We start from the raw sequence: 19,024 nt of genomic DNA, 5'->3' as shown, positions 1-19,024 counted from the left end.
CACAATGAAAATGACCGTATCAGACGCGGCCAGCGCCGCGCGGGGCCAGTGGCCCCGCATCCTGCCCGCGCTGGGCGTGAAGGTGGTGAAGAACCGGCACACGGCGTGCCCGGTGTGCGGGGGCAAAGACCGCTTCCGCTTTGACGATAAAGAGGGGCGCGGGACGTGGTTCTGCAACCAGTGCGGGGCCGGTGACGGCATGGACCTGGTGCAGAAGGCGCTGGGCGTCAGCCTGACCGGGGCCGCCGCGCGCGTGAACGACCTGACCGGCAACCTGCCGCCGGTCACGGAAGCCGCACCGCCAGAGCCTGACGACGAGGCCGCCCGCACGGCGGCGGCCGCGCTGGCGCAGCAGATGGTCAGCAGCGCAAAAGCGGTCACCGGCAACGCCTACCTGTCCCGTAAGGGGCTGCCGGAGCAGACCTGTCTGACGCTCACAAAGCCGCACAAGGTGGCGCTGACCGCTTACCGTCCCGGCGACCTGGTGGTGCCGCTGCACGACGCGGACGGCGCGCTGGTTAACGTCCAGCTGATTAACGCCGCCGGTGACAAGCGCACGCTTAAGGGCGGCCAGGTGAAAGGCGCCTGCCACGTCCTGAGCGGTAAGGGCACCCCGAAACGCATCTGGCTCACCGAGGGCTACGCCACCGGGCTGACGGTGCACGCGCTGACCGGGGATGCGGTGTGGGTTGCCCTGTCGTCCGTGAACCTTCTTTCCCTGGCCGGCCTCGTCCGTGAAAAGCACCCGACGCTGCCGCTGGTGATTGCCGCCGACCGCGACCTGAACGGCGACGGCCAGCGTAAGGCGAAGCACGCCGCCGCAGCCTGCAACGCCAGTATGGCCCTGCCGCCGGTGTTCGGCGACTGGAACGACGCCTTTACCGCGCACGGGGAGGACGCCACCCGGCAGGCGCTGCGGGAAGCCTCAGCCCCGCCCGCCGCCAGCCCGTTCGGCACCATGAGCGAGGCCGAGTTTACGGCCATGAGCGCCAGCGAGAAGGCGGAGCGCGTCGCGGAGCACTACGGGCGCAATCTGGCCGTGGACGCCAGCGGCGAAATCCTCTGCCGCTATGAGGCCGGGGCGTGGAAGGTGATTTCCGGCAACCAGTTCGGGCGCGACGTGGCAAAGCTGTTCCAGCGCCTGCGCGCGCCGTTCTCGGCGGGCAAGGTGGCGGGCGTGGTGGACACGCTGAAGCTGATGCTGCCCCAGCAGGCCGCGCCGCAGCGACAGCTCATCGGCTTTCGCAACGGCGTGCTCGACACACGCAGCGGCACCTTCAGCCCGCACCGGCGTGAGAACTGGCTGCGCACGGTCAGCGACGTGGACTACACCCGCCCGGTGGCGGGCGAAACGCTGGAGCGCCACGCGCCGCACTTCTGGCAGTGGCTTGACCGCGCCGCCGGGCGCAGCGCAGAGAAGCGGGACGTGATTCTGGCCGCGCTGTTCATGGTGCTGGCAAACCGCTACGACTGGCAGCTGTTTCTGGAGGTCACCGGCCCCGGCGGCAGCGGCAAGAGCATCATGGCGGAAATCGCCACCATGCTCGCCGGAACGGACAACGCCGTGTCGGCCACCATCGAGACGCTGGAGTCGTCGCGCGAGCGCGCCTCGGTCATCGGCTATTCGCTTATCCGCCTGCCCGACCAGGAGAAGTGGAGCGGCGACGGCGCGGGCATCAAGGCGATTACCGGCGGCGATGCGGTGTCCGTTGACCCCAAGTACCGCGACGCCTACTCCACGCACATCCCGGCGGTGATTCTGGCCGTAAACAACAACCCCATGCGCTTCACCGACCGCAGCGGGGGCGTGTCGCGCCGCCGCGTCATCCTGCATTTCGCGGAAATCATCCCGGCAAACGAGCGCGACCCGCAGCTGAAGGAGAAGATACAGGCGGAGCTGGCCGTCATCGTGCGCCAGCTGATGCAGCGCTTCAGCAACCCGCAGGACGCCCGCGCGCTGCTTCAGCAGCAGCAGAACTCCGGCGAGGCCATGCGCATCAAGCGCGACGCCGACCCAATGGTGGACTTCTGCGGCTACCTGTTTGCCACCGCCGAGCCGAACGGCCTGCACATGGGCAACGCCAGCATCCGGCCACTGCAACCGCGCCGCTACCTCTATCACGCCTACCTGGCGTACATGGAGGCCAACGGCTACCGCACCCCGCTCAGCATGAAGACCTTCAGCCAGGCGCTGGAGAGCATCCTGCGCGAGTACGGCAAAAGCTACCTGAAGCGGCGCACGAAAACCGGCATGCAGACCAACCTCGGGCTGACGGACGAAAGCAGCGCCGACTGGCTGCCGAAGTGCGACGATCCGAACGCAGCATGACAACCTGAACCGGCAAAAGCCGGTTTTTTTATATCCGCCGGTCATCTGTGTTGAACGATGTGCTCTGACATTCTCTGCTCACCATAAAGTCAGCGACTGATAAAAATGTTAGTCCGCTATGTGCCAGAAGCGGACGTTCTTAGGTCAGCGTTTAACACTAAAATCGCACCGATTAGTATTCTTCCGACATATAGTTATACCGCATTCTCATAACTTGTTTCAGAAGGCTATATGCTTTAAACCCTGCATCCAGAACCGGCTAAGTTCTGCTGCGGAATTAATGGATGCGGGTAAGAGTGGCTCAGGCTGCTCAGAGAATATTTTCTGCGCGAATTGTCTTCCAGCCATCTGCGCTGCTAAGGTTTTGCTATGTCGCTGATGGTAAAAGTTTTGCAGAGCAATGTTCAGATCATCTGTCTCTTTAATTAAACAAGTAAGACTCCATGCATCTTCAAGCGCCTGACATGCTCCCTGCCCGGATGTAGGCAGGGAAGCATGAGCCGCGTCTCCGATGAGTAAGACATTGTCTTTATGCCAAAAAGGAAGAGGATCAATGTCATGCACAAAAATTCCCCGCACAGATGCACTATCACATGACAGCAGCGCATTCCGCACAGGAGCAGGCCAGTCTCGAAAACGCTGATGCAGCTCATCGTACCAATTTGCCTGATGACGTCCATTGTCAACAGGAGCGTTCCACGCCCCTACCCAATAGCACCACCCATCCTTCACCGGGACGATTCCAAAACGCTCACCTTGACCGCGAAAGTCATCAATAGCGTTGTTCAGGATGTACTCTTGTTGTCTCCCCACACCGATTATGTTCACAAAGCCATGATAACGAGGTGTGACTTTATCCACATACAGAGCCTGCCGTACGACCGAATTCATACGCCCGTCAGCTCCAACTACCAGATCAAACTCCTGGCTCAACTTCATCACGTCCGCTGCACCGATTGCACAATTGAATGTGATCCCTCCGCCCAGACTCTCTAATGTACTGGTCAGTAAGCCCATCAGTTCACGCCGTAATATTGTCACACTTGGAAAACCGCAAATTGAATTCACTGCTGAAATATCGAACTGCGTTTGAAGGTCACCATTCCGATCAAACTGGCGCATCATACTCGGTGTCCCCCCTACGTGCCGGATCTTTTCGCCCAGCCCCATCTTCTGCATGACGAACATGGCATTAGGCCATAAAGTCACGCCAGCTCCCATGCATGAGACGTTGCGGTCACGCTCAAACAGTCTGACTTGATGGCCCTGTCTGGTCGCGAGTATTCCAAATGCTATTCCAGCAACGCCGGCACCGACGATGGCAATTTTCTTAGGCCTGGTCATCATTATTTTCCTTATACGAAACGTAATAAAAAATTGTAATGACCACCTTATTATTGATAAATACAGAGTTATAAATTTGTTAATCTCATTTTTTGGGATAATTGATGATTGAGAAATGTGAATTGCAGTGGCTGATCAGCTTTCGGGTTGTTTATGAAAAACTGAGTTTTAAGTTCGCGTCAGAGCAGCTTCAGTTGCCATCTTCCAACGTCAGTAGGCATGTCGCTTTACTTGAAAAACAGCTCCATGTGCGGCTACTGGAGCGTACGACGCGCAGGATAATGCCAACCGCAGCCGGCAGAATGCTATATCAATCTATTACGCCGCTTACGCACGCTTTGGATTATGCTCTGCAAGAAGTCGCACTGTTTGGTGATTCGCTTTCAGGTCACCTTAAGATCATTACACCAGACCTTCCATTCATGGCAGATATCCTCGCTGACTTCTGCATCAGACATCCCCAAATACAGCTCAGTTGTGACACACAACTGGATCCAACAGAGGGCTTGCTGGATGGATTCGATCTGATATTACGCTTTGGACGTGGACCACTGGAGGATTCCTGCTGGGTGGCGAGGGAAATTTTTCGTTGGCCGAGCTGCGTGGTCGCAGCACCATCACTTCTGGAACGTTATCCTTTACCACAATCTGTTGATGAGCTGACTAAACTCCCCTGCATTACCAGTATGTCAGTGCTTCAGGGAATGCCCTGGAGATTTAAACCAAACCAAAGCATCCAGGTGCAGTCAGGCTACAAGGTGAACAGCGGACAGATGGCTAAGGCCGCGGCACTGAAAGGCCTTGGTTTCGCCATTTTGCCTATCCATGCATGTGAATCAGAAATCAATAATGGCTCCTTTGTTAAAATTAACTGTAACCGCGACCCCGAAGATTTGGTGCTATACGCGCTCTATTCCGGCAGAAAATACTTACAGGTAAAAGTGAAAACGTTTCTGGAGCATCTCCAAAATGCGATTGCTCAATTAGCTATATGCAGTAAGGAAGAAACATGATTTATTAAGCAACCAGTACATTGTTTTAGATAAAAAGCTGGCGATATTTTACAGGTGAAGCTTTTTTCATATAGCTGTCCCAGGCTGACTTACGCCTTTTGTTGAAAACATCCCGGTCTGAATTGCCATTTGAACGTCCGCTTCTCGCTCACAGCTGCCTAAGTTCTTTCCAGCATGCGACTTCGTGCCAGAAGCGGACATTGCTACCCTGGCGGTGTATTAATCGTAGGGGGCAGGTCAGTCATGTTGAATTTGACAGTCGCCGTCATATTGACGCCCACTTTTCGCTCATAGCGACCGTTGTGGCGCAAAAGTCCACTATATGCCATAAGCCAACGTTGCTAACATCGGAATGTACTAACTACTACTGTTTTTAGGGAATATAGCGCATCGAGTGATAGGACCATTTTCATATCCCTGAATAGTGAAGTTCGGAAAATCAGTTACTGACACCATGCTATCAGATTGATAACTTTCAGAGGCATTGCGAAGCTGAGATTCATTTTTATGGGCCAACTCAACAGAGTATGGACTGGTTACGTTGACACTGTTCGGATCGATTTTATGTGTTTGGCCTGTTTCGTCTGTTGTAACGGTAAGATGATAGCGTTGTGTGATAACAGGTGTAGTTGTGCCATAGGGTACAAACGTTGCAATGACCTGATACGTTCTAATTTTTCCTTGGTTTGAAATCACGGTCATACTGTTTTTAAAATCCAGTGTGACGGGCTTCTGGTCCACAATAATATTCAGTGGGACATGACAAATAACCTCGGTACCGATTTTTTGTTCTGCATTTAAAAGCATTACCTGTTCATGTGAGGCCGCGAAGCAAATTGTTTGGGACAGCAGAAGTGGAGCTAAAGCGAGGGTTCTGAACATAGTCATATTTTCCATTTTTATCATGCCATTCCAATATACTTGCCTCGTTACATCTTTGAAAAGCCCCCCTATATTATCAGGGGATGCTTATTTACGATATACATCACGCTAGCTTTCATGCCCGCATGCATACCCTTTGAGGAAGGCTATGATTCGCAGCTTTTTAATGTCAATATCTCGCTCATAGCGAACTTTCAGTTCAGTCAGCAAGTCCGCTCTGTGCCAGGAGCGGACGTTCATTTCCATAGAGTGGTGTACCAGCAGTGGCAGGTTTGATACAACACACTCTGTTGAGTGAGGGTCTATTGTTGCTGGGTAAGGTCTAGGCTTTGGCATACTCAAAATCGGCAGAAATTCATGACATGATCCTTGATACGTTTATCGAGCATGGGCAGTATGTACTGTAATGCCATTCACCATATTGAATACACGACTAAAACGATTACTCCATTCCCCAGAGGCGAACGGGATCATGCAAAAGTATGGAACAGTTGTTTTATACAATTAATACCAAAATTATCATTTTTTCCGACTCCATGCGGACATCGGAACCGACCTTGGGATCAGAATGGTACTATGTGAAAATGCAAAAAAGTATGGATACTCTCATGGTTAGTGAATTAGTAAAAATATTGAGCAGAATTAGAGCCTTGGCGGGTGATGAATTTACTGGCGCAGGCGTGATTGTCTGCCAACTGGACGCCGAACTTCCCACGGCCCCGCTTAGGCTAGGGATCTCGATACCTCAAGAAGAAGACGTTGCTACATACTTAGCTAAAATTTCTAAAGCAACAAACGACCTTCACGATGGATTTCATGTGCTGGCGCCAGACCTTAGTTTGATATCACTATCGCAATATTTTTCACCTCCTTTATCGAAAACTGCGATTATCAATAGAAGTCGGAAATTTGGCGGCCGTTACATGGCAGCACTATTTGGTTCAACCATTTCAGGCGTTCTTTTAAGTGGTATTGCTACCAAATCTTTAGGTATTATCCTCTTCAAAGATGGCCGAGAGATTTTTTTTGAGAGGACATAAATGTTTTTATTAATATATCCGCTGCGCGTAATTGGGGTACTAGCCGTTGCATATTGCGTGTGTGTAATTGGCATCTACGAGATACTTATTAAATATAAATTTGAGCATGATCAAGAATTACTTAGTATGGCACTAAGCGGTGGTGCCTTACTCAATATAATAGTGCTGGTTTTTGTCTACTGGGGATGGAGAAAAATTTGGAGTATTTTACCATGCCTAAATAGTTGGCTATTCCCTGACCTCAACGGTGAATGGGACATGACCATCCACTACCGGAACGGTGTTAAAAACGGTGAGGTTAAAGCTAAAGCCATAATTAAGCAAAACTGGTTGAGCATGAGCATGGAGGTATTGTCGCAAGACTCAGATTCACAGACACTGGCGATGGTACCCAAAAAAGACCCTGAGTCCGGCCGTGCTCAGCTCTTCTATTTCTATAGGGTAACACCGAATAAGATCAGTATTGGTACAAGAGAAGCTTACGAAGGGTCTGCCAACTTAAAATTCTTTGAGGCAGGCGAGTTTCAACTTTCAGGAAATTACTATACTAGTGCGGCAACTGATGGATATTTCAAACTGGAAAAACCGTCACCTAATAGTTAATAACTGTACGTGCCCCCCATATCACCAAAGAAAGAGCCCGGGATTTACGGGCTTCTTTTTATATTTTGCTATCACGTGCCAATTAAAATTAATCGCAAGCCAATGACATTCTATTATTATGTCGTGTATTCAATATGGTGAGTGACATTAAATTACATAATGCTTACGCTCGATAAACGTGCCATTGATTTTATCGAAATTTTTAATGTGCACACAAAGCATTAATGCTGATATGTAGCGAACGTGCGTTGTCAGCTGCCCCTATGACTAACCCAATTCCCAACTTAATTTATCTGCAACTTCCGCTCCTCGCTCAAAGCTGACCTATAGCCCTACCAATGGCAGTTTCGTGCCAGAAGCAGACATTACTAATATCATGCTATATCGATTTATGGGAAACAGATCATTAGTTTGAACTTAGCCGTTTATTAGCTTAGTTCAGCATTTATGATATATACAGGAATGCGTTTTAAATTAAACATATCCCTACCTACTGGATATGTGTTACAAATAAATTGTCTACTTAAAAACTTCAAAGTCGCTCCGGAGTTAAAGAGAACTTCTTTCTCATGTTTTTTTTGACCGCGGAATGGATTGAAAACAAACGCCTTGGTTTTTACATTCTTCAACTTTATAACCACCAAATCCACTCTTCCCTGAGCCTCTGCCTTGCCATTATGGTTTGAATTACTTATCGCTATTTCAGGACACAGAGTTGTTGAAAGAACTCTTGTTGTTTTAATTGTGGATTCATCGAATCCACAATTATTAATTGGCCAAATTCCACCATGAAAAACGATTTGATCATCAGGAAGAATAACACCATGTTGACTCACCTCATGTGAAGCAAGATTTATATCAGTAGGCGGGTAAGAATTTTGGTAGTTAATCAAATTTTGAGGCGTTTTTCCTGGCATAGAATTTCGCCATATTTTGAAGTTAAAGTCTGTTTTGAGAGCTTCTGTTATATGGTTAGAAACTTCAACGCTAACATGATTCAAAGCAATATAATTTGCAGCCTGATACATATCACTAATTGTTCCTACTAACCGATCTGGTACATTTTGTATTATATAGCCATGTTTCTGAAACAAACTCACTTGCTCCTGCTGAGTGGTTTGCCTGTACGTCCATAAATGAAGTGGGTGTAAGAATGGGTTGACAACATTAAGAGTCATTTTATTCTTTTCCGGCTTAAGGGTAGAAGCCTAAAAATACTCCTACTTGGTCTTGTAATCAACGAGATATCGGAAAATTTACGGTGAGACATTGTATTGACTTAATAAGGTTATTTAAATAGCAGGGCAGTATATCAGAGGTTGAAAATCCATACCGATAGCGACATTCTGAATAGCAAACCAGCAACAGCTTAGACAGTCATTGTCAGTGCGTAAATCACTGGCACAGATCAGGTAACCTGTTCCATATTGGTTAACATATTGAGATATGGGTAATGTCTTTATTAGTTACAAGAATAACTGTTAACTTCCGCTCTTCGCTCAGAGCGGACGGCCTTCATGGAAGTTAGTCTTGTTGTGGTGGCTCTTTCCAGCGCCATTGCAAAACATTCTCTTCGCTGAGAATAAACAGTCCTGACCAAATTGCCGTCCAAAACTGGACATTCAGACACCATGGGCGTGTCATAACCCAGCGTAAAGGTTTTGCTTCAAACAGATGAATACCTTTTCGCGATGGTGAATATAACGGGGGGCGTCCCACTAACGGCAGACAAAAGCCCCATTTCCAATATTCAGCAATACGCCTTCGGGCACATTCAATTGCATTACAGTTCCAGATGGTACCCCAACGCCGTTTCCATGTATCATTGAGACACCAGTTTTGCATTAGCGAATATTTGGGCGAATTGTCAATAGATATACTTTCACCAGTCATCAATTTGATTGTGCAATATTTTAACTGGTACTGTTCAAGCGTAAATGCGAATCCATCCTCTAGAATAAGTACATCAAGTGTAGGAATATTTGAAAGCGTTAATATTATCGGCGAGTTATTTACATCCTGAATACATAGTGTTTCCTGGTAGCGTAAGCCACTGCCAATGGCTTCAAAAACAAGTTCAACTTGTTGCAGTCGTTCCTCTTTGCTTCTGAAAGCAATACGTGAACAACGAGGTTCTTTATCTGTCAACTGAGCAAATCGTAGACTGTACTCCAAATAATTCCCCAAGGAATGCCAGCTCGCCCCTAGCCTGTGTCTGACTGCCCAGCGCTCATGTGAGAGTTGATAAGTTTTTATCAGCATGATCTGGGTAAGAGTAGACCAGCATTTCTTCACTACTGTAACAATTGCACCAAAAGGAACAGGAAGTGACATTACTAAACCCCTTAAAATATCAGGTAATTAGGTTTTATATCATTTCAGTCAGTGTAATCAAATGATAATCAGGATTGGGGCTAATCTTGAACGCCACTAAAGATCGGCAACAATGGGGACCCAATGTTTCGTTAGTGATTTTTCGCATTAGCAGGCACATGCTTACTTCCGCTCCTCGCTCATAGCTGACTGAAACCAACCCCAATACTTCACGACGAGCCCGCATTTTGATGTGAGGATGATAAGAGCTATTTTCTGAAGCGTCGATTATAGTTCGGGATGCAGACCAACTTGGGGCTGACGGACTAAAGCAGCGCCGACTGGCTGCCGAAGTGCGACGATCCGAACGCAGCATGACAACCTGAACCGGCGAAAGCCGGTTTTTTTATACCCATTATACACCCGTGGTGAAGGATATGCGTCACCCTTCACCCATTCATCACCACCTAACCTTATGATATGAATGCATAAAAACAAAAGGTGAACAGTGTGAAGGATTATTCATAAAATCTTTTTTTATGGGGAATCACGACATCATATTGAGTCGTTATTAACCAACGTCGATTCTGGACGAACATCAATTCGACAGATATGGTATTCAGAGAGCCACAAACGAGGTGCGAAATGGATACAGTTGAAGAGCTGGGTGGAACGTATTTTTACAAAGGAATGTTCAATCTCACCGCTGGAGAGCTTTTTTTCTTCGTGTTTCTGGATGAGGCTCAAAAACAGCTTGGTGTCGAGGATATAGCTACTTTGGCACTTATAATTTTAGGACAACCAACTCAAACGACGCGGGGAAAACCGGCTGGGGCCACTAAGGGGACGTCGATCTTGAGTGCAAACCTCCGCGTTTGGTTGAACATAAGAGTGAACCGCTGGCCAACTCTTACAACTGAAAGTATCAAACGACTTAAATTTAGTTACGTTAATAATCTGGGGGCGTTTGCTGGACGCTGGATACCAATACTAGGTATTGGCTTTATATTAAATGACGTGACAAAAATCGCATGGAAAGCAACCCATACCTATAACCTGATTGCAAAGAATGGTGACAAGCTATGGTAAAGGACACGATAGAAAGCGCTATTTTTGAGTGGTACGACAATAATTATAATTCTAAACCCCTTTTCTCAAGAGATAAGCCTGAATTAACGCTCGAAACCAGCCTCTCAACAGGTAAGTATCCTTGGGCCAGAGAGACTGGTGATGAAATAATGAATGACTATTTCCAAAGATTTAACGTTGATAGTAGCGAATTTGACTTTCTTGCATATTGGCCTTATGAAAAAGGCTTTCTGCCCAATTTCTTAAGGCCTAAGTCGCAAAGAGTCCCCGATGTTGAACCAAAGCCCCTTACGATTTTTATGCTTGTTGAGTCGGCAAAAGCTGGACGATGGCTTTTTAACTGAACAGTTTAAGTGCACCCAGATCCATCAGAAAGGCATAGAGCGTGGTTAGGTTCCGTCTTTCGGAACCTAACCAATGGGTTAGATAGTTTTCCACACGACCAGTTTTTAACCGTATTGAGAACCCTGCAAGTTGAAATCGCTAAAAAAAATCAGGGGGCACAAATGGGGGCACTTTGGGTTTTTAATTTCAAAATAAATAATAAAAACAAATAGTTGAATTATTATTTGAGTCCGGCCTTCGAATCAGCCATTTTTGAAGTTTTTCTAATTTTTTAAAACTCAACTCTTATGATGAATTTTATATCCTCTTTAATCCACTAAAACCTGCTAAAATCCTAGGGTAAATTAATCTGGGTTTATGGTAATTAAAAAAATTAAGAAAGAAAAAGTTTTAGGTCGAAAATTTTGAAGAGAAATTATAAAAAAATGAAGTTTTTTAGTGAGTAAGTTTATATTTATTTTGTGGTGGTCTTAAGTGCTGAGCAATAAATACAACCTTCTTTTAAAGGAATATAAGCGCTAAGTTCGTTATGCTTTTGTTATTGCATATAAAATTTAAAAAAAGATAAAAATAAATAAAAGGTTTTCGTTCAAATCATAATGCATCATGCTCTGGAGAGTTAAGTCAGGTGTACAGTATGTTTTTGGACAAATAAGTTTTATATGTGGATAACACAAACAAATCATTGCACTCGCGCTCACATCGTGGACAATGCTTAATCATAAGGTGCGTTTATATCTATCAAATCAATAATTTGACTTAAGTTGCGGGATGCGGGATGCGGGATGGACAGTAACACTAAAGGATTCACTTCATACTGGCGTAACTCTCTGGCTGATGCAGAGTCGGGCAAAGGTGCTTTTGCGAGTAAGGATGTAGAGCCATTCACCAGATGGACGAACATTAACTCAGCAAGGCTGAAGGATGAAACAGTCCGTGCGTTTTTTGAGGATGAAGATGAAGACGTTAAAACCGTTGAGGTGCTGTTACGGCCTCGGGTATTTATCCGGCTGTTGAAGCATGGCAAAGAGCGGACTGTAGGCGCACCAGAGTTCGTCACGCCACTGGTCACTTCTGCTCTCCTGAACCGCGAAGGTTTTTTGTTTCCCAACGCGCCGACGACCATTCCGCGAGACCTGCTTGAGCCACTTCCCAAAGGTACATTTTCTATCGGTGAGATGGCGCAATATGACAAATACAGAACAACACATGACTCAACCACCTTTGGTGTGGATGATGAGCATGAGCACTACGCGGAAACGGATGAGCAGCGTGAAAAGCGATATGAACGATACAAGAACCTATGGGAAAAATATCGTAAAGAGTCAGAAGAGCTTCTTCAAAACGTTGCTAAAGAATGGATTGAATCCCACGAGCAATATGAACTGGCTGAATATGGCTATATAATCAAAGCTAACCGGTTTGGCGGGGCAAGCATACATATACTGCCTATGTATGACCATCTGCTGGTGAGCAAAAAAGAAGTGCCGTTGTTATCGCGCTTTGCCTCTAATGCAATGCCCCCATTAGAATCACTTCTGCCTGACAACGCCATGTTTAGCGAGCGTCTTGGGCATTCTGGCGATACATTTCCGCTGGCTTTGGCGCAGCGTGATGCTTTGAGTCATTACCTGACTCAGCAACCGGGCGATATGCTCGCTGTGAACGGTCCTCCGGGAACCGGTAAGACTACGCTGGTGCTTTCCATTATTGCGACCGAATGGGCCAGGGCTGCACTTAATAAGTGTGAACCGCCTGTAGTTATTGCTACGTCGACCAATAACCAGGCTGTAACCAACATCATTGAAGCGTTCGGTAAAGATTTTGGTTCTGGTACCGGGGTAATGGCGGGGCGTTGGTTACCCGACGTGACCAGTTTTGGCGCGTTTTATCCGTCTTCCACTCAAAAAGCCGACGCTGTAAAAAAATACCAGACGGAAGATTTTTTTAATCGTATCGAATCCCTCGAATATGTTGAAGACGCCAGAGTTTTTTATCTGGAGAAGGCAAAGGCGGCGTTTCCGAACGAAGACTGTAGCTCTCCAGAGCTGGTTATAGAGCTTTTACATAATCGTTTAACTGAGATGTCTTTTCAGCTTAAGCAAATCGAGCCGGCATGGAACAGGCTGAATGCGGTTCGCCGTGAGCGGGATGCCATCAGCGAAGATCTCGACCAGTACATTGAAGATAAAAATGCGTTACTGCTTAACAGTACGAATGACATCACGCTTTTGAATCAAGGTAAAAAGCAGTGGCAGCAATATCGTGCGAATGAGTCCGTGGTATATGCGCTTTTCTCCTGGCTGCCTGTCGTTCGCACTAAACGTCACTATCAAATGAACTTCTTTTTAGAAGAGACGTTTGGCGCAAAAATGGTGGAGTTTAAGGGATCACTGCCTGAAGATATTGACGCATTTATAGAAGGTTTAATTTCCCAAGCGTCTAAAGAACAGGTGGGTTACCAAAAGGAGATCAAACTAGCCCAGGACATCTCCAGACGCGAAAACGAAGCATCTCAGCGCTGGCGCGAGCTGACATATTCACTAGGGCACACAGATGAATATGAAGTGACCCTGTCCAGAGCGGATGAGCTTGCAGATACAGGGCTCCGTTTCCCTGCGTTCTTGTTGGCAACCCATTACTGGGAAGGCCGTTGGCTGATGGATATGGCTGGGATTGATAATCTTCAAAAAGAAAAAGATCGCAGAGGGGCGAAGGCAATTAAAGCCCGCTGGTTGCGTAGAATGAAACTCACCCCTTGTGTCGTGATGACCTGCTTTATGCTCCCTCACCATATGCTCATCAGGGAACATGTTGGCAGCAAGAAGTTTGATGATGGATATTTATATAACTTCGCCGACTTGCTGATTGTCGATGAAGCGGGGCAGGTCCTCCCTGAGGTTGCCGCAGCGTCTTTCGCACTGGCGAATAAAGCCTTGGTAATTGGCGATACGGAACAAATCGCCCCTATCTGGAACAGCCTACCAAGCATCGATATAGGTAACATGATGGAGGAGAATATCCTTCACGGCAGTACGCAAAAGGAGATTATTGAAGCCTATATCTTGATGAGTGAGTCAGGAAAAAGTGCTGCATCAGGCAGTGTTATGAAAGTGGCTCAGTTTAATTCACGCTATAAGTACGATCCTGACTTTGCCCGCGGAATGTACCTATATGAGCATCGCCGTTGCTTCGACAATATTATTGGCTACTGTAACGCTCTTTGTTATCACGGTAAGTTACAGCCAAAACGAGGCGAGGAAAAAGAAACGATTTTTCCTGCGATGGGCTATCTCCACATTGATGGCAAAGGTGTAAAGGGAAATGGCGGAAGTCGCTATAACGCCTTTGAGGCTGAAACGATAGCGGCCTGGCTTGCGATTCATAAAGTCGAAATCGAGGCGCATTACGGAAAACCGTTACATAAAGTGGTGGGTGTGGTGACGCCATTTTCTGCACAGGTTAATGCCATAAAGTCATCATTACGCAACCAGGATATTAATTGTAGTGGTGATGAAAATTCCCTGACGGTAGGAACTGTGCACGCTTTGCAAGGGGCAGAACGATCCATCGTGCTTTTCTCACCCGTATATTCGAAGCACGAAGATGGCGGATTTATTGATAGTGACAGCAGCATGCTGAACGTTGCCGTTTCCCGGGCTAAGGACAGTTTTCTGGTCTTCGGAGATATGGACCTCTTCGAGATCCAGCCGGGCTCTTCGCCCAGAGGATTACTGGCGAAATACCTGTTTGCTTCCGCAAATAATGCGCTGCAGTTTGAGTTCAAAAAACGCCCGGATTTAAGTACTGCTCAAACACAGATTTCTACCCTACACGGGGCAGAAGAGCATGATGCCTTTCTCAACCAGACGTTTGACTCAATCGGGAAGAGCATCATGATTGTCTCTCCCTGGTTAATCTGGCATAAGCTGGAAGAAACCGGATTTCTGGCATCAATGAAACGTGCTCTTTCCCGCGGAATTGATATCACAGTCGTGACAGACAAGAGTTTCAATACCCAGGCTTCCAGTTATGATCAGCGGATAGAAAAACGGCAGCGCCTTGATGAAGCTCTTGGAAAGCTAGAAGAACTCGGTATATCAACCAGAGTTGTTGACCGCATACACAATAAAGTAGTCATTGGTGACGGAGGCCTCTTGTGTGTCGGTTCATTCAACTGGTTTAGTGCATCACGTGATGAGAATTTCAAGCGTTACGACATATCGATGGTGTATGTCGGTGATGCTTTAAAAAATGAAATTAAGATCATTTATTCCAATCTGGAGCAACGCTTACTGGAATAAAAGTTGAGCCATTTCATGTCATTTTGGTGAATGATAACGTTACTCTATGGATTGATGATGTTTGAGTTTTATCATAAAGTCTCACTAGTTTCAGGCGGATGGAGGATATGGAAATGGCTCGTAATATTGCACCTGGATATTGTGTAGTAGATCTGCCGGGTTCCCTGGATTTTCAGGCACGATCACTTTTCAACAATGTCCATTCTCCGGCCGCTCAGATGTTTATGCAGATGAATGCTGACACGCCCTGGTTAAAGCCAGGGCAAATTTTGATTGTTGCAGACCCTGATACACCGGCACCTTTAACACTTAACGCTCTGGCTGCATTGAGACAGGCTAAGTCAAAAACGAATGAAGCTTTGATGGGCACCAGGACTGATGAAGCTGAGTATCTTCACAAATATTATGGACTTATCGCAGGCATTACAAGCGCAGGTGACAAAATCTTCGGCATAACCAGTGACGTTGGAGAAAAGTATTTTGCTTCAATTGAGCAAATACTGAAAAAGATTGAGGCAAGTTATCAAAATCAATTTCGTACACAAGGAACGCTGATTAGTCAGCAGTTTTTTACAGAGCGTAATCAACTCTTTAATCAATTAAAAGAATTGGTTAACAAGCCATTATTGAAATCTCTTATCCGCTATTCGGTTAAATTCAAACCATATGAAGACATCCGTAGAGCATTAAACCTCTCTAGCCGTTCAATAGTTCACGAGTGGTCTACCGTTGGTATTGGTGCAATACCGGGTTATTCCACATTCGTGGGGAATGCTGCCAAAGCTGCACGTTTTCTTAAAAGCGGCGGCTACATTGGTATTGGTTTTTCATTTGCGAACAGCACGAATGAAGTGGTCAAAAGCTGCACGACGGGCCGAGAGAACGAATGTGAAAGAACTGCTTTTAAAGAATATGGAAAGTTTATTGGCACTACAGCTGTTGGCTATGGTGGCGGGGCCTTAGGTACGTTTGCTGGCTTGGGTGTATGTGCGGCTATTGGTATTGCAACTGCAGGTGTTGGTGGCGTGGCTTGCGCAGCGGTTGGCTCAGTTGCTGGTGGTATGGCTGGTGGTTACGCAGCTGACTTGGGAATGGATGCTTTATATAAACATTTTGGCCTTTAACAAATGAAGAATCTTGTTGTTCTAATTATCCTTTTTGCCTGTTCATGCTTCGTCCTGTCAGTCCTTCTGTACGCAATAAACAGAAGGAAATATTATGAGATTATTGGTCTTTATCAGAAAAAACATACGCTTCCTGCTCCATATCTTTACAGCAGTATGATTGGCTTCTTTGGTGCTGCCACGATGGCATATTTCTTTATCAGACTAAAAAAAAATAAAAGTATATTTTTCCTGGATAAAAACAGCGAGGCATATCATTTTGTTGATGAGAGTAATGCCGAATTGATGCGATGGATGATTCCTTTCTTTGGTATTTTTTTATTGAGCTTTGGATGTTTTGTGTTCCTAATTTCTTTTGGCGGTATTCTGATCTTAATCGACAAGTTAAATGTTTGATATTAAATGGATTCTTTCTTATCATGTGTTGAGAATTTTTGTAGAACCGTACGCAGGGTCGAGCAGGATGATTAACTAATGAGAATCTGCTTTATTTCATTCTTTTTTCTTGTGGCCCACTCAGGCTTGACTGAAAGCATCAGATAAAATTGCTTTCGAAAATATAAGATTCTGAATTCTTCATTCGAATTTTTGTTTGATGCAGCATACTCAGAAGCCAAAGCCCTAACGCCATCGTCAGTGAACCAGTAAAGAACGTCTTCATAATCAAGAGTCGATTTTCGATTAAACTCGATCCCTCTTTCACTAGCCACAAAATGGTATACTTCCCCGCCTATCTCCAGATAGGGGGTGCCTACACCATCGGATTGGTCTGGGATAGTGAAGTAATAATTTGGCCTGATGCCGCCGCCAAGTTGTTCACCAATTTTAAGAAGGCTTGCCCTTAATTCCTCGATAGTTTTCATTGTGTGATGTTACTTTTAAACGCTTGCCGGGCATTCCAGACATCTTCTGGCTCCATGTCATTATACCCTCGACTTTCCACCATACTGAATGCGATATCTTCAGGCAACGTGATTGCAGTGGCATTATCATGAATGGCTTCAACTCCATTTCTCGTCAATGCCAGCCCTTTTTCTTTCTCTTTTGATACGAGTAAGGTAACTAATGCAGGAATGAATACGAAAGCCATTTTATGTTCATCTCTATATCACTCATTCAATATGTTATACGTTGAATCTCTTACGAGTGAAACAGAATTAATGCAAAGACCTTTGTGGCATCAGCTAACACGTACAGTGCCAACCCTGCGTTCTTCAGTTTGCTTAAGATATGGCTAGCTGTCTAATCTCGATGATGCCAACCACTCAGGCAGCACCTCCCCGTACCATCCCAAATACTTCGCCAGTTCCGGCTTTCTCCGCTCACTCAATATCAGCACCACCTCATTCACAATCCACGCTTTAGCAAGGACGATCTCTTTCGCCAGCACATCCGCATTAAACCTGCTATTCAACTGACAATAGCGTCGGGCTATGGCCCGATAGTCTTCTTCTCCTCCCATCCCTTTGATCAAAGGCGCTAAATCTATAGCCGGGCTACCCAGGCCAAAGCGTTCCCAGTCGAACAGCACCAGTTCGCCATTCTCTCTCTTTCCCCAGTTACCTGCATTGGTATCACCGGAGATCATGCAATACGGTTCAAAAAGCACATTGCTGTGCTTCTGCATTGCCCGAAGCTGCCGTTCCGCCTCAGCAGGCAGGCGAAGCAGATCGAGGCAGCTTTCCAGTGCTGCCTCGTCCCACCGATGTGTGCTGAACGTCCATGAGGGATCAGGCGGTACAGAATGTAATAGTGCAAGAACGGAAAGGAATGCATCGCCTGTAACAGCGTCTTGTTGGATGGGTTCAGGAATATATTCGAGTATGAGCTTTCGTTGTTCGTAGCAGACTGATTTCACAACGGGCGTCAGAATGCCATGCTGAGCCAGAAGAGGAGCGGCATCGCAGTAGAAAGCATATTCCACCTCGCTTACCGGCGCTTTTTCAATGGCGCAGGGCTTACCATCTTCATCCGCAAGGCGTTTTACGCAGGCACTACCCATTTTCGCTAAATCGGCGTCAGTCATAGTAATTCTGCATTTACTCTAAGCGTAACGCATACAGCCTGCCCCCACCTCCGCAGGAGCAAGCCCCCTCAACCTCTTACCACTCAGTCAGCCCAATCGCCTTCATCACCCGCTTTCTCTGCTGCACGGACAGCGAAGCCAGATCCTTAATCGATCCCACCCGCGTCCCGTTTATCACGTCCCTGGGTTTAAAACTGATAATAATCTGGCACCAGGTAACCTTAACATCCAGTTGCACACCAATCGGAAAACCCGCTTCTTTTAGCCAGCAGCCCTTCAGCGTAATCGCTGGAACGCGGCGATAATTTGGAGTGCGGGTCACATAACCCACGGTCGCATAGCGCTGGGTATAGTTTGATGCTTTAGGTTCAGTGTGGCCTAAAATACAATCGAAAGCAGTCATGATTACTATTCTCAGTAAATAGTGATTGTGATCAGCGATGCGGATGTGTTGCCCCACATCCGTATCGCGCTAAATGACCGGAATATTTAATCAGGCAGGCGAAAATGCAGCGATAGAGAAAATAGCAAACTGCGAAAGCGTACGCAGAAATTAAGTGCAAATATCATCAGAATTCATCGCTTTTCGTCGCAGATCGGCGTTTTGAATTT

Annotated in this window: 16 protein-coding genes; 8 read left to right on the top strand and 8 right to left on the bottom strand. The window is 46.6% G+C overall.

Annotated elements, in window-relative coordinates; translation table 11 throughout:
* Nucleotides 1–4: 4 nt before the first annotated feature.
* On the top strand, nt 5–2,329 hold the full coding sequence (locus tag GC087_RS19945; protein WP_324029160.1) for a phage/plasmid primase, P4 family: 2,325 nt from the start codon (nt 5–7) through the stop codon (nt 2,327–2,329).
* Between the two features lie 219 nt (nt 2,330–2,548).
* Here the strand turns inward: GC087_RS19945 and GC087_RS19940 are convergent, their stop codons facing one another.
* On the bottom strand, nt 2,549–3,676 hold the full coding sequence (locus GC087_RS19940) for an FAD-dependent monooxygenase (protein WP_324029158.1): 1,128 nt from the start codon (nt 3,674–3,676) through the stop codon (nt 2,549–2,551).
* 101 nt (nt 3,677–3,777) lie between these two features.
* Between GC087_RS19940 and GC087_RS19935 the strand changes: the two genes are divergently transcribed.
* Nucleotides 3,778–4,686: a LysR family transcriptional regulator gene (locus tag GC087_RS19935; protein ID WP_324029157.1), complete on the top strand. Its 909-nt coding sequence runs from the start codon at nt 3,778–3,780 to the stop codon at nt 4,684–4,686.
* Nucleotides 4,687–5,043: 357 nt separating this feature from the next.
* On the opposite strand, the gene GC087_RS19930 is transcribed toward GC087_RS19935, so the two are convergent.
* On the bottom strand, nt 5,044–5,583 hold the full coding sequence (locus GC087_RS19930; protein WP_324029156.1) for a hypothetical protein: 540 nt from the start codon (nt 5,581–5,583) through the stop codon (nt 5,044–5,046).
* 467 nt (nt 5,584–6,050) lie between these two features.
* On the opposite strand from GC087_RS19930, the gene GC087_RS19925 reads away from it, so the two are divergent.
* Together GC087_RS19925 and GC087_RS19920 are read left to right on the top strand one after the other, a co-directional pair.
* Nucleotides 6,051–6,608, top strand: a complete 558-nt coding sequence (locus GC087_RS19925) for a hypothetical protein (RefSeq protein WP_324029154.1) — start codon at nt 6,051–6,053, stop codon at nt 6,606–6,608.
* Nucleotides 6,609–7,211 carry a Cap15 family cyclic dinucleotide receptor domain-containing protein gene (locus GC087_RS19920; RefSeq protein WP_324029153.1) on the top strand — a complete coding sequence of 201 codons (603 nt, stop codon included), beginning with the start codon at nt 6,609–6,611 and terminating at the stop codon, nt 7,209–7,211.
* Nucleotides 7,212–7,639: 428 nt separating this feature from the next.
* Here GC087_RS19920 and GC087_RS19915 read toward each other — a convergent pair whose 3' ends face one another.
* Nucleotides 7,640–8,389 (bottom strand): hypothetical protein, encoded by a 750-nt coding sequence (locus GC087_RS19915; RefSeq protein WP_324029151.1) that lies wholly within the window; start codon nt 8,387–8,389, stop codon nt 7,640–7,642.
* A 346-nt stretch (nt 8,390–8,735) separates the two neighbouring features.
* On the bottom strand, nt 8,736–9,545 hold the full coding sequence (locus tag GC087_RS19910; protein WP_324029150.1) for a hypothetical protein: 810 nt from the start codon (nt 9,543–9,545) through the stop codon (nt 8,736–8,738).
* Between the two features lie 624 nt (nt 9,546–10,169).
* Between GC087_RS19910 and GC087_RS19905 the strand changes: the two genes are divergently transcribed.
* From GC087_RS19905 to GC087_RS19890, 4 genes are all read left to right on the top strand, one after another.
* Entirely contained in the window at nt 10,170–10,613 is a 444-nt protein-coding gene (locus GC087_RS19905; protein ID WP_324029148.1) for an STM2901 family protein, read from the top strand.
* Nucleotides 10,607–10,957: a DUF1493 family protein gene (locus tag GC087_RS19900; RefSeq protein WP_028722304.1), complete on the top strand. Its 351-nt coding sequence runs from the start codon at nt 10,607–10,609 to the stop codon at nt 10,955–10,957. The genes GC087_RS19905 and GC087_RS19900 overlap by 7 nt, the downstream gene beginning before the upstream one ends.
* 786 nt (nt 10,958–11,743) lie before the next feature.
* A complete protein-coding gene (locus GC087_RS19895; RefSeq protein ID WP_324029146.1) occupies nt 11,744–15,262 on the top strand; it encodes an AAA domain-containing protein in 3,519 nt (1,172 codons plus the stop codon).
* Nucleotides 15,263–15,375: 113 nt separating this feature from the next.
* Nucleotides 15,376–16,386 carry a hypothetical protein gene (locus GC087_RS19890; protein ID WP_324029144.1) on the top strand — a complete coding sequence of 337 codons (1,011 nt, stop codon included), beginning with the start codon at nt 15,376–15,378 and terminating at the stop codon, nt 16,384–16,386.
* Between the two features lie 467 nt (nt 16,387–16,853).
* Here the strand turns inward: GC087_RS19890 and GC087_RS19885 are convergent, their stop codons facing one another.
* The 4 genes from GC087_RS19885 to GC087_RS19870 all read right to left on the bottom strand — a co-directional run bounded on the left by GC087_RS19885 (nt 16,854) and on the right by GC087_RS19870 (nt 18,815).
* Nucleotides 16,854–17,249 (bottom strand): Imm63 family immunity protein, encoded by a 396-nt coding sequence (locus tag GC087_RS19885; RefSeq protein ID WP_058702142.1) that lies wholly within the window; start codon nt 17,247–17,249, stop codon nt 16,854–16,856.
* The gene (locus GC087_RS19880; protein ID WP_058702141.1) at nt 17,246–17,476 is read right to left on the bottom strand and encodes a hypothetical protein; all 231 of its coding nucleotides are present in this window, start codon (nt 17,474–17,476) and stop codon (nt 17,246–17,248) included. Before GC087_RS19880 ends, GC087_RS19885 begins: the two co-directional genes overlap by 4 nt.
* Nucleotides 17,477–17,620: 144 nt before the next feature.
* Nucleotides 17,621–18,412: a phosphotransferase family protein gene (locus tag GC087_RS19875; protein ID WP_324029142.1), complete on the bottom strand. Its 792-nt coding sequence runs from the start codon at nt 18,410–18,412 to the stop codon at nt 17,621–17,623.
* A 76-nt stretch (nt 18,413–18,488) separates the two neighbouring features.
* Nucleotides 18,489–18,815: a SymE family type I addiction module toxin gene (locus GC087_RS19870; protein ID WP_324029140.1), complete on the bottom strand. Its 327-nt coding sequence runs from the start codon at nt 18,813–18,815 to the stop codon at nt 18,489–18,491.
* Nucleotides 18,816–19,024: the final 209 nt, after the last annotated feature.

This window comes from Pantoea sp. JZ2 (genome assembly GCF_035191405.1).
In the GTDB taxonomy this organism is placed as follows: domain Bacteria; phylum Pseudomonadota; class Gammaproteobacteria; order Enterobacterales; family Enterobacteriaceae; genus Pantoea; species Pantoea stewartii.
The sequence above is the reverse complement of the archived record's forward strand: the minus strand, read 5'-3'. Positions and strand labels throughout refer to the sequence as shown.

Excerpts from the sequence above, each read along its gene's own strand:
- GC087_RS19910 (WP_324029150.1), bottom strand. The coding sequence starts at position 9,545 with ATGTCACTTCCTGTTCCTTTTGGTGCAATTGTTACAGTAGTGAAGAAA.
- GC087_RS19935 (WP_324029157.1), top strand. The coding sequence starts at position 3,778 with ATGATTGAGAAATGTGAATTGCAGTGGCTGATCAGCTTTCGGGTTGTT.
- GC087_RS19905 (WP_324029148.1), top strand. The coding sequence starts at position 10,170 with ATGGATACAGTTGAAGAGCTGGGTGGAACGTATTTTTACAAAGGAATG.
- GC087_RS19895 (WP_324029146.1), top strand. The coding sequence starts at position 11,744 with ATGGACAGTAACACTAAAGGATTCACTTCATACTGGCGTAACTCTCTG.
- GC087_RS19920 (WP_324029153.1), top strand. The coding sequence starts at position 6,609 with ATGTTTTTATTAATATATCCGCTGCGCGTAATTGGGGTACTAGCCGTT.
- GC087_RS19870 (WP_324029140.1), bottom strand. The coding sequence starts at position 18,815 with ATGACTGCTTTCGATTGTATTTTAGGCCACACTGAACCTAAAGCATCA.
- GC087_RS19900 (WP_028722304.1), top strand. The coding sequence starts at position 10,607 with ATGGTAAAGGACACGATAGAAAGCGCTATTTTTGAGTGGTACGACAAT.
- GC087_RS19940 (WP_324029158.1), bottom strand. The coding sequence starts at position 3,676 with ATGATGACCAGGCCTAAGAAAATTGCCATCGTCGGTGCCGGCGTTGCT.
- GC087_RS19925 (WP_324029154.1), top strand. The coding sequence starts at position 6,051 with ATGGAACAGTTGTTTTATACAATTAATACCAAAATTATCATTTTTTCC.
- GC087_RS19945 (WP_324029160.1), top strand. The coding sequence starts at position 5 with ATGAAAATGACCGTATCAGACGCGGCCAGCGCCGCGCGGGGCCAGTGG.
- GC087_RS19885 (WP_058702142.1), bottom strand. The coding sequence starts at position 17,249 with ATGAAAACTATCGAGGAATTAAGGGCAAGCCTTCTTAAAATTGGTGAA.
- GC087_RS19880 (WP_058702141.1), bottom strand. The coding sequence starts at position 17,476 with ATGGCTTTCGTATTCATTCCTGCATTAGTTACCTTACTCGTATCAAAA.
- GC087_RS19915 (WP_324029151.1), bottom strand. The coding sequence starts at position 8,389 with ATGACTCTTAATGTTGTCAACCCATTCTTACACCCACTTCATTTATGG.
- GC087_RS19875 (WP_324029142.1), bottom strand. The coding sequence starts at position 18,412 with ATGACTGACGCCGATTTAGCGAAAATGGGTAGTGCCTGCGTAAAACGC.
- GC087_RS19930 (WP_324029156.1), bottom strand. The coding sequence starts at position 5,583 with ATGGAAAATATGACTATGTTCAGAACCCTCGCTTTAGCTCCACTTCTG.
- GC087_RS19890 (WP_324029144.1), top strand. The coding sequence starts at position 15,376 with ATGGCTCGTAATATTGCACCTGGATATTGTGTAGTAGATCTGCCGGGT.